The sequence below is a fragment of the Parabacteroides goldsteinii genome, from assembly GCF_020091425.1.
Classification (GTDB): domain Bacteria; phylum Bacteroidota; class Bacteroidia; order Bacteroidales; family Tannerellaceae; genus Parabacteroides; species Parabacteroides goldsteinii.
Genome location: NZ_CP081906.1, coordinates 2,827,091 through 2,853,772 on the forward strand (window position 1 = coordinate 2,827,091; position 26,682 = coordinate 2,853,772).

Below are 26,682 nucleotides of genomic sequence, written 5' to 3' on the forward strand. Positions count from 1 at the left end.
GGTTTAAATAATGTTGTGGAATTTCAAGGCTTTGAATATCCCGTCCTCATCGACAGAATCGGTTACATAATCCGCATATTGTTTTACGTCGTCGTCAGCATTCCCCATAGCAACCCCGATCCCGGCATGCTGAAGCATGGCTATATCATTACCGCCATCACCGAAAGCCATACATTCTTTTAATGGTATCTTAAAGTATTCCAGCATTTTATCAATACCGATCCGCTTGCTGCTCCCGGCAGGTACCACATCGGTAAACAACGGATTCCAGCGAGTGGATTCGCAATGGGATAAGATAGACATGATCTTTTTCTCCTGTTCGGCAGTAAAAAATGAGACTAACTGGTAGACCGTCTTTCCCTTCATTTCACTCAGAGGACGGATAGGCGGCTCCGGAAAATTCAGCATATTAAAAATTTCTTCCACTGTTTCATCCTTATAATTCATAAAGATTTCTTTTTCCTGGACAAAAGCACAGGGGAAAGACTCTTCAGTTTCCAAATAGCGGATCAATGCATCGATATCCCTGTCGGGAATGCTGTGTTTATAGATCACTTTGTCTTCTCCGGCAAAACAATATCCACCGTTCAGTGTAACATATCCGTCAAATTTTAAATTTCCCAGATTGTTGATGGAACTGTAATGACGACCTGTTGCTATAAAAACTTTAATACCTTTCTTCCGTAAAATATCCAATGCGTCAATGGTAGAGCGGGGTACTTCATGTGTCTTAAAACTGACCAACGTCCCGTCTATATCGAAGAAAATTGCCTTAACCATACTTTTTCTAATAACCTAAATTTGATACAAAGATAAGAATAAATAAACACATGCAGATTTTTATATACCTTTGTAAGTAAGATCTTAATAACAATTTAATAGGTAAGTTATGGAATACAGACAATTAGGAGGATCGGGACTTTATGTACCCGTGCTTTGTTTAGGGACTGCTACTTTTGGAGGTACAAACGGTTTCGAAGGATGGGGACATACCCAAGTGGACGAAGCCAGACGCATGATAAACCTTTGTCTCGATGCGGGTGTAAACCTGTTCGACACCGCTGACGCATATTCAGACGGACTTTCTGAAACGATATTGGGGAAAGCTGTTGAAGGACTGAGAAATAAACTGTTGATATCGACCAAAGCCACATTCAACCTGAATCCGGAAGGACGCAACGCTATGGGTTCTTCCCGCTTCCACCTCATCGAGGCCTGCGAAGCCAGCCTGAAACGGCTGAATACCGATCATATTGATATTTATCATATGCATGGATTTGACGCCAATACACCGGTAGAAGAAACGCTTCGCGCTCTGGATGATCTGATCACTGCCGGAAAAATACGGTATATCGCTTGTTCTAATTTCTCCGGATGGCATCTGATGAAGGCTTTGTCTGTCTCCGAACGCTATGGCTGGAGTCGTTATGTGGCACAGCAGGTTCATTATTCTTTGCTCAACAGGGAGTTTGAATGGGAATTAATGCCGCTCGGAATCGATCAGAAGGTAGGTTCCATCATCTGGAGTCCTCTTTCAGCAGGACGTCTGGGCGGAAGATACCGGCGCAACAATCCGATACCGGCCGACGGACGTGTGGCTCGCGGCGGAAGTCCTATCCCCGATGAAGCTACTTCCTACGAACGTTTATATAATATAATGGATGTATTGGATGAGATAGCAGAAGAGACAGGACATTCGGTAGCACAATGTGCGCTGAACTGGTTACTGCAACGCCCTACTGTTTCCAGCCTGATAATCGGGACCAGCACAGAAGAACAATTAAAACAGAATCTGGAGGCTGTCGGCTGGAACCTGACACCGGAACAGGTAAAAAGACTGGATAATGCCAGCCAGGTCACCCCTATTTATCCATATTGGCACCAGGCACAATTCCCGTTTTTGAATGCACAGATTCAATTTTAGAAAGAATTGAGCTATCCCGTTCCCGTGCTTGACACGGGATCACAAAGGCACAGACCGTTTCCTATAATATCTTTTGATACCGCCAGTTCTCTTGCGGCCCCGTGTCAAGCACGGGGACAGGATAGTTCACTTTTGACAAAAACTGAACCAATTCCCTCTATATTATTATTGTAATATTCTTACATTGTCTTATTATCCTCCTCGCCATATTCATCATCAAATTCGTCATCATCGAATTCGTCGTCGAATTCATCATCATCAAACACATCACGATCTTCCAATATCTCAAGACCGAAATCGCCGCCTGTGGATTCTTCCAGTATAGGGATATATTTACTTGCCTCAAGAGAAGTTTCGGCAACCAGGTGAGGGCGGCCACCTCTCCCATATTTATATTCAATCAAAGGAATCTCTTCCGTATCCTCTTCCAGTATATATTGCGTCAGGGCAAAACTCTTATCCGGTTTGATCCCGAACTCTTCGGCAAACGCTATAGCCCCATAAATAAAATTATGAGCTTCATTATAACTGATTTTAATACCGCAATCAGTTGCCGTTCTTTCAACAAAATCGTCATACTCATCCGGTGGCACATTAAACCTATATACAGAATGTTTCACTCCCAAACACAACGTATCTACGACGTAAACTCCGAATGTATAATTTCCACCGGCATGACGACGGACTACGATCACTTCCGCTACAGCCCCTCTTTCATCTTTCCAGTCATCGGAAACATAACACACCTCTATCGGTAAATTTCTAGCTTTCAAACGAATATACTTTTCAGGAGAGAGTAACTGAAACTGATTCTGCTTGCTTTTATTTTTCGCCATTTGCTTGTTTGTTTAGTTTCGCTAAAGGTACGATTTATTTGGCTTATACAAAAAAACGGAACCCTCTTTCGAAGATTCCGTTTTACTATTTAGATGATCAAATAATCAATTATTCTTCAACACCCCACTGCTGTTTAGCCAAACGCTTGTAGTTGTTAAGTCTCCACTTAGCGTTGTCTTCGGCAGCCTGGAACAATTGAGCGGCTTCTGCCGGGAATTGTTTTGTCAGAGATGCGAAACGTACTTCACCCTTCAGGAAGTCCTGGAATTTGCTCCAATCCGGTTCTTTGCTATCCAAAGTGAACGGATTCTTGCCTTCTTCTTCCAAAGCCGGGTTGTAACGCCACAAATGCCAGTAACCACATGCTACTGCATCAGCTTCTTCCTGCTGGCTCTTACCCATCCCCTTCTTCAAACCGTGGTTGATACAAGGAGCATAAGCAATGATCAATGAAGGACCATCATAAGCTTCAGCTTCGCGAATTGCTTTCAACGTCTGAGCCTGGTCGGCACCCATTGCGATCTGAGCAACATAAACGTAACCGTAAGTTGTAGCCATCAGACCCAGGTCTTTCTTACGAACTCTCTTACCGGCAGCAGCGAACTTAGCGATTGCACCCACCGGAGTAGCCTTAGAAGATTGACCTCCTGTATTTGAATAAACTTCAGTATCCAATACCAGAATGTTAACATTCTTACCTGAAGCAATTACATGGTCAAGACCACCGTAACCGATATCGTAAGAAGCACCGTCACCACCGATGATCCATTGTGAACGTTTTACCAAGAAGTGGCTCAGTTCAGCGATTGTTGCACAGTTCGGACATTTATCCTTGTTTGCTTCTACCATCGGAATGATCTTTTCTGCCAACTCTTTCGTCTTATCAGCATCATTCTGATTAGCAATCCATTCTGTGTACAACTCTTTATTTGCAGCCGGACATGCTTCGTTTGCGATAGAAGCTTCCATTGCTGCCTGCAAACGGGCACGCATCTTTTCGTTAGCCAATTCCATACCCAAACCGAATTCACAGAAGTCTTCGAACAATGAGTTAGCCCAAGCCGGACCCTGTCCTTTTGCATTTGTTGTATACGGAGTAGAAGGAACAGAACCTGAATAGATAGACGAACAACCTGTTGCGTTAGCTACCATTTCACGGTCACCGAACAACTGAGTGATCAGCTTCACATACGGAGTTTCACCACAACCGGAGCAAGCACCGGAGAACTCAAACAACGGAGTTGCGAACTGAGAGTTCTTCACGTTAGCCTTGATGTCAACCAAGTGTTGTTTGCTTGAAACCTTTTCAGTGCAATATTCCCAGTTAGGAGCTTCAGCCAACTGACCTTCCAAAGCAACCATCTTAAGCGCTTTGCCACCCTTCTTCGGATTACCCGGACAAACGTCGGCACAGTTACCACAACCCAGACAGTCAAGAACGTCTACCTGAATACGGAACTGCATACCTTCAAACTGTTTACCAGTAGCCTTCAAAGAGTTAGAGAACGGAGCAGCAGCCTGTTCAGCAGCATCCAACACGAACGGACGGATAGAAGCGTGAGGACAAACATATGCACACTTATTACATTGGATACAGTTTTCACCATCCCATACAGGAACGAAAGCAGCCACACCACGTTTTTCGTATTTAGCTGTTCCCTGACGCCAAGTACCATCTTCGATACCCTTGAATGCAGAAACCTTCAGCAAGTCACCATCCTGAGCATTGATAGGACGAACCACTTCGTTGATGAAAGCAGGATCGTTGTTTGCTACAACTTCATCGTCCGGCAGGTTTGCCCATGACGGATCGACAGCAAGCTGAGTATATTCGCCACCACGATCAACAGCAGCATAGTTCTTGTTAACTACATCTTCACCTTTCTTACCATAAGACTTCACGATGAATTTCTTCATCTGTTCGATAGCCAGATCAACAGGAATTACACCTGTGATGCGGAAGAATGCGGACTGAAGAATTGTGTTAGTACGGTTACCCAAACCAATTTCCAAAGCAATCTGAGTCGCATTGATATAGTAAACAGTAATATTTTTCTGAGCGAAATAACGTTTTACCTTGTTCGGCAGGTGGTTAGCCAACTCTTCGCCATTCCATACAGTGTTCAACAGGAATGTACCGTTTTCACGCAAACCGCGAGTAACATCGTACATACGCAGATAAGCCTGAACGTGACAAGCAACGAAGTTCGGAGTATTTACCAAATAAGTAGAACGAATCGGATGATCACCGAAACGCAGGTGAGAACAAGTGAAACCACCGGACTTCTTAGAGTCGTAAGAGAAGTATGCCTGGCAATATTTGTCTGTATTGTCACCAATAATCTTTACAGAGTTCTTGTTAGCACCCACCGTACCGTCAGCACCTAATCCGTAGAACTTAGCTTCGAACATACCTTCGCCGCCCAAAGCGATTTCTTCTTTCTGAGGAAGAGAAGTGAATGTAACATCGTCTACGATACCCAGTGTGAACTGATTCTTCGGCATCGGCAATGCCAGATTTTCGTAAACTGCAAGAATCTGTGCCGGAGTAGTATCTTTAGAACCCAAACCATAACGGCCACCCACGATAACCGGAGCGTCAGCCTGTCCGTAGAAACAGTCTTTTACATCCAGATACAAAGGTTCGCCAGTTGCACCCGGTTCTTTTGTTCTGTCAAGAACTGCGATACGTTTTGCAGTCTTAGGAACAGCTGCCAGGAAGTGCTTAGCAGAGAACGGACGATACAAATGAACAGAAACCAAACCTACTTTTTCACCCTGAGCAGTCAGGTGGTCGATAGCTTCGCGGGCAGCTTCGGTTACAGAACCCATTGCGATAATCACGCGTTCTGCATCTTCTGCTCCGTAGTAATCGAACAAACCATATTTACGGCCTGTGAGTTTGGAGATTTCGTTCATATATTCTTCTACGATAGCAGGAACTGCTTCATAGTATTTGTTTGAAGATTCTCTGTGCTGGAAGAAGTGATCCGGGTTTTCAGCCATACCGCGAGCTTCCGGTTTTTCCGGATTCAAAGCACGTGCACGGAATTCAGCCAACGCCTTCTGGTCGATCAGCGGAGCCAGGTCATCATTTTCCAGAGCTTCGATCTTCTGGATTTCGTGAGATGTACGGAAACCGTCGAAGAAGTTCACGAAAGGAACGCGAGACTTGATAGTTGCCAGGTGAGCTACACCCGCCAAGTCCATAACTTCCTGAACAGAACCTTCTGCCAACATTGCGAAACCAGTCTGACGAGCAGACATAACATCCTGATGATCGCCGAAGATACACAAGGCATGAGATGCCAGTGTACGGGCAGATACATGGAATACGCAAGGAAGCAACTCACCGGCAATCTTGTACATGTTAGGGATCATCAGCAACAATCCCTGAGAAGCCGTGTAAGTTGAAGTCAGGGCACCAGCCTGCAAAGAACCGTGAACTGCACCCGCAGCACCACCTTCTGATTGCATTTCCTGTACCATAACAGTTTCGCCGAAAATATTCTTACGTCCGGCGGCAGCCCATTCGTCTACATATTCTGCCATTGTAGACGACGGAGTGATGGGGTAGATAGCGGCTACTTCGCTGAACATATATGAAATATGAGCAGCAGCCTGGTTACCATCACAGGTCAAAAATTTCTTCTGTTTTGTCATAGACTTTTACTATTAGTATTTAAAAGAATTTCTTAGTATAAAAAGCCAAACAGCCAAAGCGGGATCATATTCTCTTCTCCTACTTCGACCTTGTCTACAGCATAGTATAAATCGGGATTGTTTTTTACTTTCATACTTTCCTCTATCCTGAAATTATACTTTCCGTTTACCAAAAAGTGTGCGTTCTTCATTCCCTCATTTAGCGTATTGTCTTTCAAAAGCTGGTTATAGAAAAAAGATTCGCGCACAGCCTGCACATTTACCTCCATCGGACGGATGGGGTACATCAGATTCGAATTGTACATATACACGGTAGATGGTTTTTTCGGAAACGATTCGCCTACCGGATATAACATATTCATTAAACGGGCATCGGTCAGATATTTTATATAATTCATCACTGTAGCCCGTGACGTTTCTATTTCTTTGCTCAACTGACTGACATTCGGCGTACACGGTGCGCTGATAGCCAGCAGATACAACAGTTTGCGGAGTTTGGGCAGATAACTTTGCTCGATTTGCTTGATGTACAAGACATCTACCTCCAGCATCATATTCATTGTCTTCAACAGGTTCTCTGAGAAATTGCGTTTCTCCAGGAAGAACGGATAAAAACCATGATGCAAATAATCCTGAAAATAAGCCATCGGTTTGGCTACCGAACAAATATTCTTCGCAATCTCCTGATGGTTCCCGATTATTTCTTCAAACGTATAAGCCGGAAAACTGTTTCCCGACATCAGATTCAAAAACTCTCGGAAAGAAAAACCACGCAAATTATATGAAACAACTTTACCTGAGAGATCCGGATTTTCCTCTTTCAACCTCATCACTGACGAACCGGAAAAGATAATCTTCAGATCTTCAAAATTATCATAACAATAACGTAACTCTTTCGACCATCCGGAATATTTGAAAACCTGGTCAATCAACAACACCTTCCCTCCTTTTGCCCTGAACTCAGAAGCAAAGTCGACCAGCGTACGTTCCGTAAAATAAAAGTGATTCAGATTTATATACAGGCACTCTTTATTATCAGCACCAAAATGTTCGCGGGCATAATCCAGCAAAAAAGTAGTTTTCCCTACTCCACGAGAGCCTTTGATCCCGATCAACCGGTCATTCCAATCAATCTCATCCATCAGCCCCCGGCGTACCGGTGCATGCAAATGTTCTACAAGGTATTTATGTGTTTTAAAGAATGCTTCCACCTGACTGTCTTACTATATAGACCGCAAAGATAGAAAATATCCTCAACTTTGCAATACCGAGATAGCAATTTTATTTTCAGTTGGCAATCCAAAGTTGGCAAAGCGTATTGACGTTTGAGAATTTAGAGTTGGCAGTTAATGCTTCCGGTTTATCTAAAAACATTAACTGTCAACATCTTTTATCTGATTATTCAATTACCGTAACCCAACCGTATGTATCAGGTTCGTCACCGTATTGGATGCCACGCAGTTTGTTATATAGTTTTTCGCAAACAGGTCCGGGTTTACCGTCCTTGGCTATCACGTATGATTTATTTTCATCCAAATCATCAATCTGTGAAATCGGGGCGATAACGGCAGCTGTTCCGCATTCTGCTGCTTCATCGAATGTAGCTATTTCTTCAAAAGGAACAGGACGACGTTCAACCGTCAGTCCCATATCTTCCGCCAATTGCTGCAAACTCTTGTTTGTAATAGAAGGCAGGATGGAATGAGATTGCGGAGTGATATAGCTGTTTCCACGGATACCGAAGAAGTTAGCCGGACCACATTCGTCCAGGTATTTCTTTTCTTTCGGGTCCAGATACAACACGGCTGCATACCCTTTTGAATGAGCGATCTCACCGGCAACCAAACTGGCTGCATAGTTACCACCAACTTTGATCGTACCTGTTCCATAAGGTGCTGCACGGTCGAACTCACGCATGATACAAACCTTTGACGGTTGGAATCCACCTTTGAAGTAAGGTCCTACCGGAGTTACAAACACCATAAACATATATTCGGGAGCCGGCTTCACACCAACCTGTGCACCCAGGCCGATCATCAGCGGGCGAATATATAATGCAGCCCCGCTCTCATAAGGCGGAACAAAGCGTTCATTCAATTTCACAACTTTACGGACTGCTTCTTCAAACATTTCCACAGGAAGTTCAGCCATCTTGATACCACGGCTGGAAGCTTGCATACGTTTGCCGTTTTCATCCATACGGAACACACGGATTTTACCGTCTTTTCCCTTGAATGCTTTCAAACCTTCAAACGACTCCTGTCCGTAATGGAGGCAAGTAGCTGCCATGTGAATATTAATAATTTCAGAAGAGCTAACTTCCAATTCACCCCACTTACCATCACGATAGTAACACCGTACATTGTAGTCTGTCTTCATATAACCGAATGCCAGATCAGACCAATTCATATTTTCCATATCTTGTCGTAATTAGATTATGAGCGCAAAAGTAAGCTATTTCGGATGATAATTGTTACTTTTGCAGCAAAAATAATTAAAATATGAAAGTTATTGATCTGATCAACGGCAGTAAAACGACTGCTTTTTCATTTGAAATTCTACCTCCTCTGAAAGGGAACAGCATACAGAAGGTATATAATGTGATTGATAAACTGAAAGAATTCGACCCTAAATACATTAATATAACTTCTCACCATAGCGAATATATCTATAAGACCTTGCCCGACGGCAGCTTCCAGAAAGTGAACATCCGCAAGCGTCCGGGTTCGGTTGCCATTGCTTCTGCCATCCAGAACAAATATGGTATTCCGGCAGTTCCACATATTATATGTAAGGGATTTACAAAAGATGAAACGGAATATGCGTTGATCGATCTTAATTTTCTGGGAGTTTACGACCTGCTGCTGTTGCGTGGTGATGTAAAAACACTGGAAGCCGGACAAAATACGGATTTATATCACGAACATGCGACTGACCTTCAGGAACAGGTAAACAATTTCAATAAAGGTATTGCCGTAGACGGTTCCACATTCGAAGCAAACGAAACACCGTTCTCATACGGTATGGCTTGCTATCCGGAAAAACATGAGGAAGCACCGAATATGGAATCGGATATTTTTTATCTGAAAGAGAAAGTAAAAAACGGTGCCGACTATCTGGTTACCCAGATGTTTTTCGATAATGAAAAATATTATTCATTTGTGGAACGCTGCCGTGCCGAAGGTATCGATGTCCCGATCATCCCAGGCATCAAGCCAGTTGTCTTTAAAAACCAGCTGACCGTATTACCTAAAATATTCCGCTCAGACATTCCCGAACCGTTTGCAGCCGAATTGCGCAAATGCAAAAATGATGATGAAGTAAAAGCCGTAGGTGTCGAATGGTGCATCCAGCAATGCAAAGACCTGATCGCCCACGGTGTCCCCAGCCTACATTTTTATACGATGATGGCTACGGATAGTGTTTATAAAGTGGCAAAAGAAGTATATTAAAACCGTTGGTGGAACTAATCGATTGCCAGGAGACAACGGGTTAGATAAAAAGCGTAATACTAACGAAATCCGGAGAACATTACTATGTCTTATTAATTAGAGGTAGGTGTAAATAAATTTAGACGTACCTCTAATTCGATTTACACCTACCTCTAAATTTATTTAGACCTACCTCTGTCTGAAAAAACATTAGATTGCTTTACGCAGATCAACTGAATAACTTTACACCGTGAAGCGATTCAAATCCTTATCTTCACAATTATAGAAACCATCGATATGAATATTATTCTGCGTATCGATCTCCACAACAGCAAAACTGTTGTTATCGGGAAGGTTTCCTTCTATCATCCCTTTCATTGTCCAGTAGTGGATATTATTACGGAAACTGTAATGTCCCGCATGATGATGTCCCTGGAATACAGCTAGCACATTCCCGTTTTCTTCCAACAGGGGAACTATTTCGTCCGCATTACTTACACAAAGCGATTTACTGATATCGGAGAAGCGGTCTAACAACTGATGGATAAAAATGATGACCGGTTTGTTATTTCCTTTCAATTCTTTTTTCAACCAGTCTATCTGGTCTTTAGGAATATATGCCTTTGTCCAGTCAAAATTACCTTTATCATACGGTGTTCCGTCCAGATTGTAGTTCGCATCCAGGACTATGAATTTTATATTATCAAAGGCAAATGAATAATAAGCCTTCTTGTCGGCATCCCCCTGATTGGAGGTATGTTGCAGGAAATCGTCTTTGGAGATGCTATCCATATCATGATTTCCCAGGACATGGTAAACCGGTCCCCGGAACGATTGAAAGACGTTTTCTATTTCATCCAGATAAGTAATTGTCTGTTCCCGCAGGGGGACATTATCCTGATCCTTCAGATCGCCCATTTCGATCACAAAATCCAGATTGGAAGAGTTGAAGACCTCCATGGCCTCTTTCAACTTATCCATTGTCTGAGGGAAATAACGGGTCCCATAAGGTTCCCGCCGCGAATAATGCAGATCGGTAACAACCCCAAACCGGACAGGCCGTTGTCCACCACAGGATACAAATGAAGGAGAAGCTGCCAGGACCAACACCCCTCCGCATGCCTTTTTTAAAAATAAGCGTCTGTTCATCATATTAAAAATTTCATAGGTTATAGAGTCATGCCGGTAACCTGCCGGATGTAGCAGGTTATCAGCATTGGCTTACAATATTAATAATAAAAAGTCAATATACCTACCATCCCGGATTTTGGATTAATTGCGGGTTCAAGGTTATTTCATTAATAGGAATACATTCCAGATAATCTCTTTCCGGATCAAAACCATATCCATTGGGAATCTGGCCGATATAAGGATCTAATAATCCATTTTCATCTACCTTATAATTAATCTTCACACCTTCCCACTCCGACAGATCCAAAGGATACCCTTTAGGACGTTTTCCTTTGAGCAGACTATGTGCCGCCCACCTCATGATGTCGTCATACCGAAAACCTTCACAACCTAATTCCACCGTACGCTCCCTTCTTATTTCATACAATTCATCTGAAATAGCATAACCGTAATCGGCATATAAAGAACGGTTTATATCAGACTGTACTTTAAAGTCCGGCATCCCTACCCTTCTCCTCAACAAATTAACAGACTTATCATAATCAACAACTTCCCCCAGTTCACATTTAGCTTCCGCATAGTTCAACAAAGCCTCGGCATAACGGAAAACAATGGCTCCCGTCACACAATTGGTATTCCATGATACACCGCTCCCCGCCTGAGGATCTTTCGGGTCATTCCCTTTCTTTATCTGAAAACCCGTATTATTCAAATACTCCCCGGACTGATTCAGGAAAGGCTTGGTAAATATACCTTTGCCATAACCGTTATCCCACATCACCATATCAGGAATCCAAATAGTCTGGGATAAACGCGGATCACAATCTTCGGCAATCTTTGTCAGAAAATCACCGCCTTTCACCGTTTTCCCAACAGATATATAATCATACGGTTCGCCGTTCTTTTTCAGATAATGGTGGATTTGCTCCATTGTCAGAGAATTTCCGGCCGTTCGGTCAGAAACATATATCTGAAAAGAATGTCCCATCCCCAGTCCTTTATCATAACGTTTCCAGAGAAGAGCCTCCTTATTAGATGTTTGATCCGTCAAGGAAAACATCTTGCAATAATCTTCCGACGGAGAATTTGTTGAATATAATCCTGTCGAATATTGGGGATCCATCAATTCTTCCGCAGCCTCAACCGCCAAGCGGAAATATTTATCCGGATCGGCTCCGGAAGTACCAAACGCAGTTCCTTTATGATATTTCTGCCAACTACCTTCATACAAAGCGACTCTCGATTTAAAGAGCAATGCGACTTCCTTACTCAACCGGTTCGAGCCACCATCCACAGATTTCAAAGGATTCAGGTACTCTATTGCCTTATCCAGGTTCCACAGGATCGAATCTACAACAAGCACACGGGAATCCCTGGCCTTATACAACTCTTCAGAGCTTGTATCCAGCGCCTTGGAAAACCAAGGGACATCCCCATAGGTACGTACCTTTTCAAAATAAAACCAGGCTTTAAAGAAATGGGCTTCCCCGACATAATGTTTATAACTATCGAAAGGATCTTTACATTTCCAATAGTTATCAAAAAACACATTCACACTTCGTATCTTCGTCCAGTTCCACTCTTTATCAGACGTTGAAGTGACCGGAGAACGCGAACCATTCCACACCGTACTGGGAACACCTGTTATCTGTGTATCAGAACCTCTCGTCCCATCCCATCCAATCAGTCCGGTATAACTTCCAACAACTTCGAATGCCGGAAGCGATGGATAAAACTGTAACGTATAATTAGCCAGATCGCTGGTTGCTTTCCAATAATCGTCATTTCCAATCTGAGTTAACGGCTTCTTTTCCAGATAATCGTCACAGGAACTTATCAGTATTGCACACAATAAACAGAGAGGCAATAATATTATATTTCTTTTCATTATATCTAATTTTAAAAGGATTCATCAAAATGAAACATTTAAGCCAAAAGACAGAACGGCCAACGAAAACATCGATTTACCATTTCCATATTTACCCAGATTAGCAGTCTCCGGATCAAAACCGACAGGAAGCTTGGTTAATGTCAGTACATTCTCTGCCGAACAATAAATCCTGGACTTTTGTAACCCCACTTTCTTTAGAACCGTCTGAGGTATCGAATACCCCAACTGCAAATTTTTAAGTCTCAGATAAGCACCATTTTGCAGATATTTGGTCTGTATTTGCTGGTTCTTTTTATAAAGACTGGACTGGCTGTATGGCCGGGGATAATACGCATCCGTATTTACTCCTAATCCTGAATAAGTACTTTCTTCCGCATCCCGGTAATAATCCAGATGATGCGGGAACAGGGTCGTTTGATTCCAGTTATTAAATCCCCAGAACATATTACCGGTCAACCACAAATCTCTTTTCGCCGTACCCTGGAAAAATGCCATAAAATCAAATCCTTTATAATCAGCAGATAATGTTATTCCAAACTGGTACCGGGGAGTATTATTACCTATTATCCGTAAATCACCATGATCGGAAACCGTATTCTTACCGTTATTTATCAAACCGTCATTATTCAGATCCCGATACATAACATCTCCGGTACGCCATACCTGGGCATTAATGAAATTCTGCGATTTACTTTGATTAATCCGATCCGCATCTTCCTGCGTCCGGATTAAACCAACAGTTTCATATCCCCATATTTCTCCAATTGTTTTTCCTTCATAATCAGTCGTCAGTATTCCGGTCGGATTATTATACTTGGTAACAACACTCTTATAATCAAACAACATGGCAGTGACCGAGTAAGAAAAGTCATTACTTACCTTATCCCTCCAGGTAAAAGACAAATCCCAGCCCCTCGTTCTCAGTTCAGAGTTATTCTCTTTAGGTATATCAGCACCTAACACGGCAGGCAGAGCTTGAGCCGGTCCAAGCCGGTTAAAGGTCAGACGTTGATAATAATCGGCAGTTATCTGCAACCTGTTATTAAAGAATCCCAGATCAGCACCTACATCCACCGTCTTTGATGACTCCCAGGTCAGCACAGGATTAATCAGATTCGGAGCAGTCGTATAAGCAGGACGTTTGCCGTTTAAAATCCATTCCAGATTCATCTCCGTACCCAGCAAAGGCAGATCCTGGTAAGCATCTACATTCTGATTACCCAAACTGCCCCATGAAGTTCTTAACTTTAGTGTATTTACATAAGGAGAAACTGGTTCCCAGAACTTTTCATGGGAAATATTCCATCCCAAAGAAAAAGAAGGGAATAACCCCCACCGATGGTCTTTCGTGAATTTGGAAGTTCCATCATAACGGGCATTCACTTCCAACAGATATTTCCCCATATAATCATAATTCAGACGGGCAAAATAACCCTGAGTAGACCAGTGCGTCAGATCATCAGTTGTCTGCATTTCACCCGTAGCGGTAGAAATAGACGGAACCTCCGGCGTTATAAGTTCTTTTTTCAATCCGCTCAGATAATCATAAGAGTTCGACTCTTGCTGAAATCCCAACATTGCCGTGAAGTGATGTTTATCCTTCAAGTCAAATTTATAAGAAGTATAGACATTCAATGAATTATACATCGTATGGGACTTATACTTATTCACATACGAAGGAACTGTTGTCGGAATAGCCGACAAAGAACCATCCACCAGATCTTCATAAGCGGTAAGATTATTGGAAGTGAAGCTGGTATAAGGAAAATCTATTGAATAGTCCGCGCTGATCGTCCAATTCTTCAAAGGGGTAATATCCGTAGCAAAACGTTGCAGTATACCTCTTGTTATTGTCTTATCCGATCCGGCTTCGATCATCGGTATTCTTGACAAACGGGAATAATAACCGTTCGGTGATTTCAAGAACTGGTTAGGCTGCGTACGGAATATCTGGTGGATCATCATGTCATAATCGCCTTCGTCATCATAGTTCGGATTCTCCCGTGTAGACTGGACCACGCGTGTATTGGATGATAATTTCCACCATTTGGTTAAACTCAAATCCAGTTTCGCATTGAAGTTAATCCGCCGATATGTATCTTTTCCGAAATTAAGAATACCTTTTTCATAAGCATGCCCGGCAGAAAGGTAGAAAGCCAGATCTTTACCACCTCCTTTAATCGACACATTCTCCTGATTACGGACACCGGAACCGAAATGCACATCAATCCAGTCATTATTGCCATTTGCCAACAAATAAGTAGCCCATTGATTAGAGTTTGTTGCGTCAGGAACAGTTTCCGGTAGTGACGGATTATTAATGTAAGCTATAATACGGTCTATCGTTTCTTCGGCAAACAACCGGGATTCTCCCTGATTATCATGAAACTCATTCATTGCCCGTACGAAAGTATAGGAATCGACCATCCGCGGTTTACGGATCGGCTTTGTAAAGGCAACATTCGCTGAGAAATCAACCTGTATTTTCTCTTCACGCTTTCCTGATTTCGTCGTTATAATAACTACACCATAAGGAGCCCGGGCCCCATAGATGGCAGAAGCCGCAGCATCTTTCAATACAGATATATTTTCGATATCATTGGGATCGATCATATTCAGATCCCCCACCGTCCCGTCGATAAGCACATAAGGTTCTCCCTGACCACGAATCTGCAAATTCAATTTTGCCCCCGGTTCTGAACCCGAATTCCCATAAGAGAAATTCACACCGGAAACCGTACCCTGCATCACTTGTGACACATTCGTTGACGGACGGTTTTTCAATCGATCTCCATCCACCACTTCAATAGCGCCGGTCAGATTCACTTTTTTCTGTGTACCATAACCTACTACAACCACCTCCTCCAGTTTTTCGTTGTCTTCATGCATCACCAGCATGATCGATTCCTGCGCTTTCATCTCTATCGGCTGGTAGCCTATATATGAAAATCTCAATATGGCAGAAGAAGGAACATCTTCCATGGAAAAGTTTCCGTCGACATCCGTAATGACTCCCTGATTAGATCCTTTAATTACTACATTTACTCCAATCAGAGGGAAACCGGTATCGTCCTTTATATTCCCGGAAACAGTAATTCCTTTTTGCTGCTGGAGGACTGCGACACTTTTAACACCTGGAGTTTGCGGTGCATCCTCCTTCTTGACAACTATCTGCCGCCCTTTTACAACATAAGTGAGTCCCGTACCTCTAAATACGTCTTTCAGAATATCTTTAATCGGCTGATCTTTGATATTCACATTCACTTTATGACTTAAATCGATTTTGGAAGCATGATAGATAAATACATAATCACTGTGATTTTCAATAAATGTAAATACATCTTCCAACGTTTTATCCTGCATGTTGATGCTCAACTTCTCATGCTGGGCAGAGATAGGTAAAGCTGATAAATGGTTAACAGAAATAGAAATAAAACATGCTGATAAACAAAAACATTTAAAATAATTAGTCATTTTCAGACCAATCGTCTTCATTTTTTTCATACCTTTGTTTATTAATTCTTTAAGTGAGTTTTAATTTTAGAGAATTTTCCAGATCGGGTAATACGGCTAATATTATCCGATCTTTTTTGTTTTTCAATTCGATATACCCATAGGCTGTCTTATTTAATTAATAATTTTATTTGTCATTTCAATGATAAATGGAAACCACCCGAACTGTCACAAACAAATTTCACAGAAACCGATTCTTCAATAACATCAAGTACAGAATTTATATCCCCCCGCAAATCAAGCTTACCGGAAATAGGAATATCCGCAACCTGTTCGTCATATCTGATATTTACTCCATAATATCGTGCGACACGATTTAAAACATCTCCCGTACGGTCATTCTTCAAGTACATCAAGTTATCTTTCCAACATATATATTTAAAAACATTAACTTTTTCTGTCGATGTTTTTCCATCTGTAATACTGACCCGCTGATCTGGTGACATCATAACCTTTTCTTTAGTGTTTGTCTCCACTTCAACACATCCCTTCACCAATACCACCGATGCCGATTTATCTTCTTTGTATGCCGTAACATTGAATACGGTTCCCAATACTTTAACATCGAATTTTCCTGTTTTCACAATAAAAGGACGTTTTGGGTCGCGTGCCACATCAAGATAAACCTCACCTTCCACTGCTATCTCCCTCTTTTTCTTATCGAATACGGCGGGGTATATGACATGGCTGCCTGCATTCACATATATCTTGGTTCCGTCTTCAAAAGTAATGTTCATACGTCTTCCTTTGGGAACAATGATATGGTTCAGTTCTTTTTCATTTTTAGCGGCATCGACATTCCTCACAGACTGAACTTGTTGTTTATTAATAGAAACTTTCCCATTCGAATCATAGTTAAGAACAGACTCATCCTCCAACTTCAAATGATTACTGGAAGTAATCAAAGATATTTCCGTCGTACTGTCTGCCAGCATGCTACTTTCATGTAATGCAGCAACCAGAGAAGATTCGGAAGGTATAAGATATAATGTAGAGAAAACGGCAGCTCCTAAAACCAGCATAGCGGCCACAGAAGTCCACACAAGACGGTATCTCGTTTTCTTTATTTTCTCCTGTTCTGACGCCTGTAGTATTTGTTCTACAGCATTCCACGAGTCATCTATTTCTTTCCGGCTGACCTGCTCTATTTTCTTCATCAAGCCGACCGACCGTCTGGCCTTTCTGAAAAAATAATTATTTGATATGTTATCTTTCCTATACACGTTTCTATTGTATTTACACTATTAAAACGATAGGATAGAGAGATCGTACTCAACGAAAATAAGAAATTATCACTTTTGCGAAAAAAAGTTTTTCAGGGAAGTTTACTTGGCTAGTTCGACATGAAACCATTTGAAATTTTCAGCCAGATGAGAAAAAACATCCAGTTCCTCTTCTTTACAGTCTGCCTGACCCTTATAATCTTTCAGTTTAATGAAAAACAACTCTTTCAGTTTTAACAAAGAGCGGCAAAGCAAATTCTTACTCGACTGGTAGTTTATATTCAGAATATCAGCAATGTCCGAATGACTGGCACCTAACATATAATAAAGGTAAAGAATTTCCTGCTGCCGTGGTGAAAGTTCAAGAAAAGCTAACCGCATAATTATAAAGTCATCAGACGACTCATCTTCCGGAGGATAAGGAATCAGGCTCTTATCGAAAGATAAAAGATCATCTATGCAAGGAAGAAACATATCTGAACGGGAATTTTCATATTTCAGGTCATCATAAAGTCTGTTGCGAAAAGCCAGAAGCAGGTAGCCTTTAACAGATTGGGTGGCAGATAATTTATGATAATTCTGTATTAACTTGGCAAAAAAGTTCTGGATACAGTCTTTTACAAGTTCTTTATTTGCACAAAATTTACATCCATAGTTATATAATAGAGGATAGTATCGCCTGTACAACTCAGCAAAAGCCTTCCGGTCTCCATTCAGACAGGAATCCCATATTTTTATATCTGATAGCTGAGTCATAATTAAATTAGATTATTATAAGAAACAAATGTAGGTATTTATTTCCGAACCAATATTTCAAAATAATTACAAAATTAATTATTTCTACACATATAACATGACAAATCTTTTATCAAATTGTCAGACTGATGCTTCTCCTCCTTCTTATAATTATCATATTAAACATAAATCACATCAAGTTTCCAGACAAAATTCTAGTTCACTCAAAAGCTTATTTGTTAAATTACACCAATTTCAAACCCAGATGCATCTTTTTAATGCCTTTGCTCATCTTCTTTTCATACAAATACAAAAAATCTGTCAGGCTGATAGGGGTTTTTGAAATATTTCAGTCTTACAGGTGGAATTTAAAAGAAAAAAGAAATGAAATACATACTATTCATTACTATGGATCTGGCAGTATATCCTTTTCTGCTACTAATTTATATAGTAAAATGCATCTTTGATAAGATACAACCAGTTCACTGATTTTCAATACAAACAAAAATCAGCCCAAAGGGACATTTCAATATCCTTTTGAGCTGAATTATATGATTAGGATCGGGAAGTCTTATTTAAAAACCTTTTTAACTGCTTCCAGAAATCCATATTTAAATTCTGTATCCGGTTCCAGATAACTACCTTCTCCCCATTCGTTCCAGGCATTAATCGTTACTAAAGGAGTCTGATCCGGATGTTTATCTATAAACTCTTTTGCTTTATACAGGAATTTCTCAAATTTTTGAGGTGTAACATTTGATACAGCAGGCTGAGGATCACCCGGAAAACGAGGATTATTGTCCCAATCGATAGAAACATGCGGAAAATAAGGGATAGAGAAACTTTCACTGAATTCTTTATATTTGGAAACAGCTTTTTCTCCCCACGAAGCATAATCCTGATTAGCCGGAACAAAATGACACCATTGATAATTAGTCAAACTATTAAATCCTAAATATTTGACTGTATTATCCTGTGTTTCCGATTTATCACCCGGAACTGCAGACAGCGTTGAAGGAAGAGCCCCCCACAAAATGGCTTGCAGATGTACTCCTTTTAAACCCGCCTTTACACATTTTACCCTAAAATGGTCCAATGCCTTTTTAGCCTCTTCCATTCCTCCCAAACCATTGATGAATGTTCCTAGTTCATAAATAGCAAAAACAGGTTTTCCATCTATTCTGTAATAATTAGGCTTCATGAAATAGTCTTTGATAACATGATCGGTAAAACGATCAAAAATATCAAAATCCACCTCTCCTTTCCAGAACACCTTACTTTTATCCGGTTCTTTGGGATCTAAATAAGTGGTATGCGTATGATTAGCCCACATTAAATAAAAATTCATTTTTTCATTATTCCGGGCTTTCAGAAAACCATCGTTCAACGTTCTCTCCAAAAAAGGTTTATCATCATACCAATACCAATCAAAGATAAATGTATTAACACCATATTCCAGAGCCGTATCGATTACTTTCTCCTGAACCTTCGGATCAGCCTCATCCAAATATCCCCACAAAGGAACCCTGGGTTGTCGATGTCCCTCAAATTTCGGTTTAGCTTTATAGATCGCTTCCCACTCTCCCTTTCCATCCGGAAAAACATTCATCTCCTTAAAACGTGGATCGTCCTGATAAGCCGGCCAAATATAAGCTGCGACATCATACTTTGACTCATTCTGCTGGGAAAACACATAAGAACTCAACAAAAGCAACACACTCAGTATATAATAATATCTCATATATTTTATCTTAATTAAAAATGATCATTCTATTTTTCATCCACAAATATATGTTTAACAGCCTCCAAGTAACCATACCCAAATACATTACAAGGCATCAGATAACTGGTCTCCGTCCATTCATTCCAACTATTTATTGTTATCAGCGGTTTCTGCTTCGGATGCCGATCAACAAAAGATTTTGCTTTGCGAAGCGCTTTTTCAAAGTTCTCAGGTGTATTATTCTTCACTACTGCACTAACACCTGTACGGGGACTATTATCCCATCCCACACTTATATGAGGATAGTAAGTGAAATCATATGAAGAATCAATGCGTTCCCATTCTTTTTCAACAGCATCCATAATGACATTATAATCTTCATTTACATTTGTAAAATGAGCAAACTGATAATGAGTTCCGCTGGTGAATCCTAATTTCTTTACAAATGAATTTTCCGGATTCGTTGTTTTCCCGGCATCGAACCCACTATAATTCATATTTATGGACCACATCGTTATCTGCAACTCAAGCCCTGGAAACCCTGCCTTCTTCGTTTCTTTCTTAAACCATTCCAAAGCATCTGCTGTTTCTTCGATTCCTCCCAGACCCGCTATCAACTGTGGTATATCGTAAATCATAAAAACAGGTTTTCCATCTATCTTATAATATTGAGGATGTTTGAAATATTTCTCGATATTACGTTTGCAAATCTTTTCAAACTCCTGGCGATCCACCTTGCCGGTCCAGATCACATTATCTTCTTTGACTCTAGCCAAACGGGTATCCCAGACATTCACCACATCATGGTTTGCCCACATCAGATAGAACTGCATTTTATCCACATTATCAGCTTTCAGGAAACCATTATCCAACGTTGTCTCCATAAACGGACGGCCATCAAACCAATACCAGTCAAAAATAAAAACATTTACACCATGCTTTGTTGCCTGTTCTATTTCCATCGACATAACCGAAGGATCTGCTTCATTAATATACCCCCACAGAGGTTTGCGGTCCCAATAATGTCCGGGATTTCTCTTTTGCATCGTCATAACAGTTTCCCACTCACCTATCCCTATCGGCCAAAACGGACGTAAACGCGGATCGTCAGAAGCATACGCCGGATAAAGGAATGCAGCTATATCATACTTCTGCTTCTTTCCTTGTCCAAACAAAAGGATCGAGCAACATAAAAACACAAATAATAAACACAATCGATTTTTCATATTTTCTACATTTTATAAAAACACATATTTTTCATGAGAATAGCCAAATTTAAAGAAAATCGGCTATTCTCTTCTCTTACTCTATTTATATCCCGGATTTTCTACCATATTAGGATTACTGGATGTCCTGCTCAAAGTTATAGGCAAATAATAATTTTCCTCTTTAAACAATGGCGCAGAAACACTTCCGTCAATATTGTCCAGAATTTCCAACTTATATTTTTTCTCATCATCCGTGTAGCTGGAATAGTCCAAAATATATCGAAGACCTGAAAAACTTCTTGATAATTCTGTTGTTGCTGTTCTCCAACGTCTGACATCCCAATACCGATGTCCTTCAAATGCCAGTTCCACTTTTCTTTCATGACGTATCTTATCCTGGCTGATTTCTTTTAGCGGGGCAATACCGGCGCGTTCCCGTATTTGATTGATTGCATCCAATGCTTCGCCTTTCTTACCTAATTCATAAGCGGCCTCTGCTAAATTCAGTAAGGTTTCCGCATACCGGAACAATAAGAAATCCTGAGAAGAAGTAGCCCATGCAGACTCAGTTCCTGCCATATTATCATGAGATTCATCCAAATATTTCATTACCCCGAAACAAGTTCCTTCCAGATCCTGATCACCAGTACATAACACTCCATCGTAAGAATCTTTCGTCATAATTGTTCCATCAGGTAAAAGTAATCCATTGTGATAATCCACATAGCTACCTTTCCATGGAGTTTCCTGTGTATATATCGTTGCGAAGAAACGAGGATCCTTTTTCCCCCACAACTTATCCATAGTCCACAGGCCATTCTCTACTTCTGAACGGTTCAGTTTTCCGGAAGTTCCATCTATATGTTCAAACTCTTCTACCAACTCCAGATAAGGGCCGTCCAAGTTACCCCTGTTCCAACCCTGGGGGCGAGGGCACTGAAAGAAATCGACTGCCCATCCATTTCCTCCGGTGATCAAGCCATTGGAACTATCATGTCTTTTAGCAAAGATAACCTCACTATTATTTTTAACTAAAAATATATTTTTAAAATTTGTTACTTTATCCGCATCCTGATTATATAAAGCAAACTTCCCGCTATTTATGATCTCCTTGGAAGCCTCATAAGATATCTGATAAAAATCCTTAGCTTTTTCTGCTGGGATTCCCACAACTCCATCCAATTGCACCTTACCGAACTGTGCAATACTTGCAGCGTATAAAGCAGCCCGCGACTTCAAAGCCAAAGCAGCATATTTCGTTGCACGTCCCAGGTTTCCGCTTCCGGCTTCTTCCGGCAACTCATTAGCGATTTCACTTGTTTCAGATATAATAAAATTATAGACAGCTTCTTCCGTATCCCGTTTAGGATATAATTCTTCCTCAGGATCAGTCAACTGTTGTGCTTTCAGGATCAAAGGAATACCGCCATAACGCTTTACCATGGCAAAATAAGAAAAAGCTCTCAAAAAACGAGCCTCTGCCACTCGAGTACCTTTAAGTTCCTGATTTAACGGAGATTCAGGGACTTTTTCTATAAATTCATTGATCTTACGGATAGGATCATATCCCCACCAGTCCAACAAACCACCATCTATTTTTAGTCCGCCAAACTTATAATTATATCCGGTCATAGCTTCTCCCCAATCTCTCCATTGAGACAAGCATTCATCAGACACATGATTCACAACAAATGCAGGAAAATAACCATCACCTTGCCAACCATTACCGCCACTTTCATTGCCAAAATAAGACATATGAAAATAACATTGAACCAAATAAGCTTCAATCAAAGCTTCATCATTCCATACAGCTTCATCAGAGATGATATCTAACGGGGTTTTGTCCAGAACGTCTGAACAGGAAACAAGAGATGAAGCAATTATCATTAATGACAAAAATATTTTTTTCATACGATTAGACTTTTTATTAGAATGACAAATTAAGACCTACAGAAAGAGTTTTTTGTTGAGGATAGTAGTATCCGCCTTGTCCGGAAGGAGCCTCCGGGTCAATATGATATTTTCCTAACTTATCGAATGTCAGCAAATTGGTACCTGCGAAATACACTCTGCATTGCTTAATAAATAATTTTGTACAAAGCTCTTTTGGCAAATTATATCCGATAGCCAACGATTTCAGACGCAAATAACCCGCTTTTTTATAAAAATAATCAGACGTATACCCATTGGTAGCAGCACCTCCCAAACGGGGATAAAGAGCATCCGATACATTATTTTGCTCACACCAACGAAGATCATACAGCTCCTGTGGGAAGGTCAATGTATTATGCCACAATGTAATATTGCTGTTATATCCGAAAGCCCCCTGGAAAAGAGCAGCAAAATCAAAATCTTTATATTTCAGATCGACATTCAGTCCGTACATCCAGTGAGGCATAGTTCCTTTACCTATCTCAACCTGGTCTTTCCAATCCAACACTTTATCTCCATTTACATCCACATACCGAATATCGCCTGGTCGCAAAGATGTATTTTGCTTATTATCCTGATCAAAACCCAAATTATCAATTTCTTCCTGAGAAGTGAACAATCCGTCTGATACATATCCGAATTGTCTATCTATCCATTGTCCGGACTTCTGATTTATCCTTTTCTGGTCAGGATCTGTATACATCTGTTCTTCATAATGATCCCATTTTGCTCTGGACCACGAAATATTACCACTAATATTATAACTGAAATTTTTAAAGTTTTTTGAACTACCGACAATAAGTTCAAACCCTCTGTCTGTCATACTATTAATATTCTCATCCGGAAAACTTGCACCAAATGTAGGAGATAAACTCATAGAACGTTTAGCCGGGATACCCGATCTCTTCCGGTAGAAGACATCACCTTCCCCATAAATTAATTGATTCAGGAATGAATAATTCAAACCGACATTCCATATTTCAAATTTCTCCCAGGACAAAATAGGATTAGCTAATCCTGTCGTCACAATACCGGACATACTTTTATCTCCCAACAGATAATACCCATTTAATTTATAACCGGATAAATATTGGAAGTTACCCACAGCATCATTACCTGAACGTCCGTAACTTGCTCTAACCTTCAAATCATCCAATACAGATTTGGTATTTTCCATAAAAGATTCCTCTGTGATTCTCCATCCTAATGAAGCACTCGGAAAAAAGCCCCATCTGTGTCCGGGAGCAAATTTAGCCGAGGCATCCGCTCTTAATGTTGTTTCCAACAAATATTTATTCTTATAGGAATAATTGAATCTTCCGACAAAACTCTTACGTCCCATCTCCGATGAAGCTCCGTCATTTTTCATTGTTTCTGTATTACCGACAAATAATTCCTCTATAGAAGGAGTCAGCAAATCTTCCCTGCTGGCAGACATCCAGTTGCCGGAGTAATCAATCGCCTCATACAGAGCCAAAACAGACAGGGTATGATCTTCTGCCAACGTATTATCATAATTAACAGAAAATTGTCTGGTCAGCATTTTACTTCGATCATCCCGTTGCGATAATTGAGCCGAATTTCCCAATCCACCTGCACTGATATATGTGTCACTCGCCACATCATATCTATAAAAGGAAGATGGTCTGTTAAATCTCTTTTGGAATTTAATATCATCATAATAATTAACAAAAAATTTAGCAGAAAGTCCTTTTACCCATTTTATACTATATTTTAAAGCGATTGTACCGGTTAAAGTTAGCTTTTCATCTTTTGTATATCCGGATAAATCGGTATTAGACGTAACATGTGCCCCCCCTGTTCCCTTTCCATCGGCATAAGAGATTCTCGTCGGATCAGGCAAATGAGCCGGATAAATAGGCAACGTATTCCAAAAGTCCTGCCAAACTGTATTTTCCCCTGCAGACTGTCCACGGACTGTTGTCATATTATCAGACTTTATGAAAGACAAGTCCAACTGCAATGATAACTGATCCGTGATATTGGCATCGATATTCGATTGTAAATTATAACGCTTATAATCCCCTCCATTATTTTTCCAGATAGATTCCTGATCTAAATACCCCAAAAAGCCGTAATACTTAATCTTCTCACTACCTCCGCGTACCGATATATTATGCTGGTTCAATGGAGACCAGTTTCTGATCAATTCGCTATACCAATCGGTATTTACATACTGCGGATCTGTTCCGTCATAAAACTTCTGTATTTGTTCTTCCGTATAGGGAGCGGTCGACTCCGGTTTACCGGACTGAAGCCATTCTTCCCGTTTCAAAGTCGCATAATCTCCCGAAGAAACAGGTTTAGGCATAGTAGTAATACCTTGAAAAGTAATGGATGAATTAATAGCAATAGTCGGTTTTTGGACAACTCCTCTCTTTGTTGTTACCAAAACAACGCCATTACCGGCACGAGCTCCATAAATTGAGGCGGAACCATCTTTCAGTATACTGATAGACTCAATCTGGTTCGGGTCAACCCGGTTAAAATCAGTTTCTATTCCATCTACAATCCAAATAGCATTATCCGCAAATCCACGCACCTTTATAGTGGCCTGGTCCGCCCCTGGTTGTCCGCTTGTCTGCTGAGACACCAACCCTGGCAATCTACCACCTAAACTATTTATAGTACTGGAAACCGGAGCTACTGTCATTTCTTCACTTTTAACCGTAGCAATAGAACCTGTCAGGTTCCCTCTTTTCTGGATACCATATCCGACAACGACTACTTCATCCAATGTTTTGGTATCTTCCCTTAATGTGATAGCCAATGCCTGTTCATTACCGATTTTCTGTTCATAAGAAAGATAACCGATATAAGACACTTCCAACAGATCGCCTTTTTCTACATTCAATGAAAATTTTCCGTTTATATCTGTAACAGCTCCATTTGTCGTTCCTTTTACCATTACATTGGCTCCAATAATAGGTATACCGGCTGCATCGACAACTGTCCCTGTAATTTTATTCCCTTTTTGGAAAATAACAGGATTTGATGATTTTACAGATAATACAATACGGTTCTCTACTACTGAATAACCGACATTGGTCCCGGAAAAAACGGCATCCAGTATTTTAAATATATCAGCATCGTCGACAGATACCGATACTTTACGATTCAAATCGACATGACGATTGTTATAAAAAAAAGAAAAATTACTTTTCGCTTCTATCTGTTCCAACACTTCCTGCACTGTTTGATTTTTCGTTTCCAAACTTATCCGGGCAGTTTGTGCATAGCTACCAGAGGCATGTAATAAGCTAATTGAACTTAGCATAAAGACAAAAAACAGTTTCATAACCAATGGAATCTTTTTTAAGGTTAACCCAAGTGACATTGTCACCCACCGAAATTGGGTAATAGATAATTTTTGCATAACTTTGTGTACTTTTTTAAGGAAAAAATGATTTGATACGAACCTGTCGCCAAACAGGTTTCTTTCAGTTAACT

The 26,682-nt window shown here is 40.7% G+C and carries 16 protein-coding genes; 2 read left to right on the forward strand and 14 right to left on the reverse strand.

Translation table 11 applies throughout. From position 1 onward, the window contains the following. Positions 1–3: 3 nt before the first annotated feature. The gene (locus tag K6V26_RS12770; RefSeq protein WP_224265506.1) at positions 4–780 is read right to left on the reverse strand and encodes a Cof-type HAD-IIB family hydrolase; all 777 of its coding nucleotides are present in this window, start codon (positions 778–780) and stop codon (positions 4–6) included. A gap of 109 nt (positions 781–889) precedes the next feature. Here K6V26_RS12770 and K6V26_RS12775 point away from each other — a divergent pair, with 109 nt between their 5' ends. Then, positions 890–1,924: an aldo/keto reductase gene (locus K6V26_RS12775; protein ID WP_007658307.1), complete on the forward strand. Its 1,035-nt coding sequence runs from the start codon at positions 890–892 to the stop codon at positions 1,922–1,924. A 179-nt stretch (positions 1,925–2,103) separates the two neighbouring features. Here the strand turns inward: K6V26_RS12775 and K6V26_RS12780 are convergent, their stop codons facing one another. The 4 genes from K6V26_RS12780 to K6V26_RS12795 form a co-directional block, all read right to left on the reverse strand. Beyond that, on the reverse strand, positions 2,104–2,760 hold the full coding sequence (locus K6V26_RS12780) for a hypothetical protein (protein WP_224265507.1): 657 nt from the start codon (positions 2,758–2,760) through the stop codon (positions 2,104–2,106). A gap of 109 nt (positions 2,761–2,869) precedes the next feature. Next, positions 2,870–6,424, reverse strand: coding sequence for a pyruvate:ferredoxin (flavodoxin) oxidoreductase (gene nifJ, locus K6V26_RS12785; RefSeq protein ID WP_224265508.1), 3,555 nt, complete (start codon positions 6,422–6,424; stop codon positions 2,870–2,872). Positions 6,425–6,456: 32 nt separating this feature from the next. Further along, positions 6,457–7,635, reverse strand: a complete 1,179-nt coding sequence (locus K6V26_RS12790; protein ID WP_010802666.1) for an ATP-binding protein — start codon at positions 7,633–7,635, stop codon at positions 6,457–6,459. 187 nt (positions 7,636–7,822) lie between these two features. Then, on the reverse strand, positions 7,823–8,842 hold the full coding sequence (locus K6V26_RS12795) for a branched-chain amino acid aminotransferase (protein WP_224265509.1): 1,020 nt from the start codon (positions 8,840–8,842) through the stop codon (positions 7,823–7,825). Positions 8,843–8,925: 83 nt separating this feature from the next. Between K6V26_RS12795 and metF the strand changes: the two genes are divergently transcribed. Beyond that, a complete protein-coding gene (metF, locus tag K6V26_RS12800; RefSeq protein WP_010802664.1) occupies positions 8,926–9,876 on the forward strand; it encodes a methylenetetrahydrofolate reductase [NAD(P)H] in 951 nt (316 codons plus the stop codon). 222 nt (positions 9,877–10,098) lie between these two features. Here the strand turns inward: metF and K6V26_RS12805 are convergent, their stop codons facing one another. The 9 genes from K6V26_RS12805 to K6V26_RS12845 form a co-directional block, all read right to left on the reverse strand. Beyond that, positions 10,099–11,007 carry a metallophosphoesterase gene (locus K6V26_RS12805; protein ID WP_224265510.1) on the reverse strand — a complete coding sequence of 303 codons (909 nt, stop codon included), beginning with the start codon at positions 11,005–11,007 and terminating at the stop codon, positions 10,099–10,101. A gap of 100 nt (positions 11,008–11,107) precedes the next feature. Next, a complete protein-coding gene (locus K6V26_RS12810; RefSeq protein ID WP_224265511.1) occupies positions 11,108–12,874 on the reverse strand; it encodes a RagB/SusD family nutrient uptake outer membrane protein in 1,767 nt (588 codons plus the stop codon). A gap of 24 nt (positions 12,875–12,898) precedes the next feature. Further along, on the reverse strand, positions 12,899–16,381 hold the full coding sequence (locus K6V26_RS12815) for a TonB-dependent receptor (RefSeq protein WP_224265512.1): 3,483 nt from the start codon (positions 16,379–16,381) through the stop codon (positions 12,899–12,901). A 143-nt stretch (positions 16,382–16,524) separates the two neighbouring features. After that, positions 16,525–17,547, reverse strand: a complete 1,023-nt coding sequence (locus K6V26_RS12820; RefSeq protein ID WP_128134545.1) for a FecR family protein — start codon at positions 17,545–17,547, stop codon at positions 16,525–16,527. A 168-nt stretch (positions 17,548–17,715) separates the two neighbouring features. Continuing rightward, on the reverse strand, positions 17,716–18,369 hold the full coding sequence (locus K6V26_RS12825) for an RNA polymerase sigma factor (protein WP_122329116.1): 654 nt from the start codon (positions 18,367–18,369) through the stop codon (positions 17,716–17,718). A gap of 550 nt (positions 18,370–18,919) precedes the next feature. After that, the gene (locus K6V26_RS12830) at positions 18,920–20,089 is read right to left on the reverse strand and encodes a glycosyltransferase WbsX family protein (protein ID WP_122329115.1); all 1,170 of its coding nucleotides are present in this window, start codon (positions 20,087–20,089) and stop codon (positions 18,920–18,922) included. A gap of 29 nt (positions 20,090–20,118) precedes the next feature. Continuing rightward, positions 20,119–21,297, reverse strand: a complete 1,179-nt coding sequence (locus K6V26_RS12835; protein ID WP_224265513.1) for a glycosyltransferase WbsX family protein — start codon at positions 21,295–21,297, stop codon at positions 20,119–20,121. An 81-nt stretch (positions 21,298–21,378) separates the two neighbouring features. After that, positions 21,379–23,190 carry a RagB/SusD family nutrient uptake outer membrane protein gene (locus K6V26_RS12840; RefSeq protein WP_224265514.1) on the reverse strand — a complete coding sequence of 604 codons (1,812 nt, stop codon included), beginning with the start codon at positions 23,188–23,190 and terminating at the stop codon, positions 21,379–21,381. A gap of 16 nt (positions 23,191–23,206) precedes the next feature. Continuing rightward, positions 23,207–26,530 (reverse strand): TonB-dependent receptor, encoded by a 3,324-nt coding sequence (locus tag K6V26_RS12845; RefSeq protein ID WP_224265515.1) that lies wholly within the window; start codon positions 26,528–26,530, stop codon positions 23,207–23,209. Between the last annotated feature and the right edge of the window lie 152 nt (positions 26,531–26,682).

Bases quoted from the DNA above. Each gene is read 5' to 3' on its own strand.
- K6V26_RS12770 (WP_224265506.1), bottom strand. From the start codon at position 780: ATGGTTAAGGCAATTTTCTTCGATATAGACGGGACGTTGGTCAGTTTT.
- K6V26_RS12775 (WP_007658307.1), top strand. From the start codon at position 890: ATGGAATACAGACAATTAGGAGGATCGGGACTTTATGTACCCGTGCTT.
- K6V26_RS12780 (WP_224265507.1), bottom strand. From the start codon at position 2,760: ATGGCGAAAAATAAAAGCAAGCAGAATCAGTTTCAGTTACTCTCTCCT.
- nifJ (WP_224265508.1), bottom strand. From the start codon at position 6,424: ATGACAAAACAGAAGAAATTTTTGACCTGTGATGGTAACCAGGCTGCT.
- K6V26_RS12795 (WP_224265509.1), bottom strand. From the start codon at position 8,842: ATGGAAAATATGAATTGGTCTGATCTGGCATTCGGTTATATGAAGACA.
- metF (WP_010802664.1), top strand. From the start codon at position 8,926: ATGAAAGTTATTGATCTGATCAACGGCAGTAAAACGACTGCTTTTTCA.
- K6V26_RS12805 (WP_224265510.1), bottom strand. From the start codon at position 11,007: ATGATGAACAGACGCTTATTTTTAAAAAAGGCATGCGGAGGGGTGTTG.
- K6V26_RS12810 (WP_224265511.1), bottom strand. From the start codon at position 12,874: ATGAAAAGAAATATAATATTATTGCCTCTCTGTTTATTGTGTGCAATA.
- K6V26_RS12815 (WP_224265512.1), bottom strand. From the start codon at position 16,381: ATGAAAAAAATGAAGACGATTGGTCTGAAAATGACTAATTATTTTAAA.
- K6V26_RS12820 (WP_128134545.1), bottom strand. From the start codon at position 17,547: ATGAAGAAAATAGAGCAGGTCAGCCGGAAAGAAATAGATGACTCGTGG.
- K6V26_RS12825 (WP_122329116.1), bottom strand. From the start codon at position 18,369: ATGACTCAGCTATCAGATATAAAAATATGGGATTCCTGTCTGAATGGA.
- K6V26_RS12830 (WP_122329115.1), bottom strand. From the start codon at position 20,089: ATGAGATATTATTATATACTGAGTGTGTTGCTTTTGTTGAGTTCTTAT.
- K6V26_RS12835 (WP_224265513.1), bottom strand. From the start codon at position 21,297: ATGAAAAATCGATTGTGTTTATTATTTGTGTTTTTATGTTGCTCGATC.
- K6V26_RS12840 (WP_224265514.1), bottom strand. From the start codon at position 23,190: ATGAAAAAAATATTTTTGTCATTAATGATAATTGCTTCATCTCTTGTT.
- K6V26_RS12845 (WP_224265515.1), bottom strand. From the start codon at position 26,530: ATGAAACTGTTTTTTGTCTTTATGCTAAGTTCAATTAGCTTATTACAT.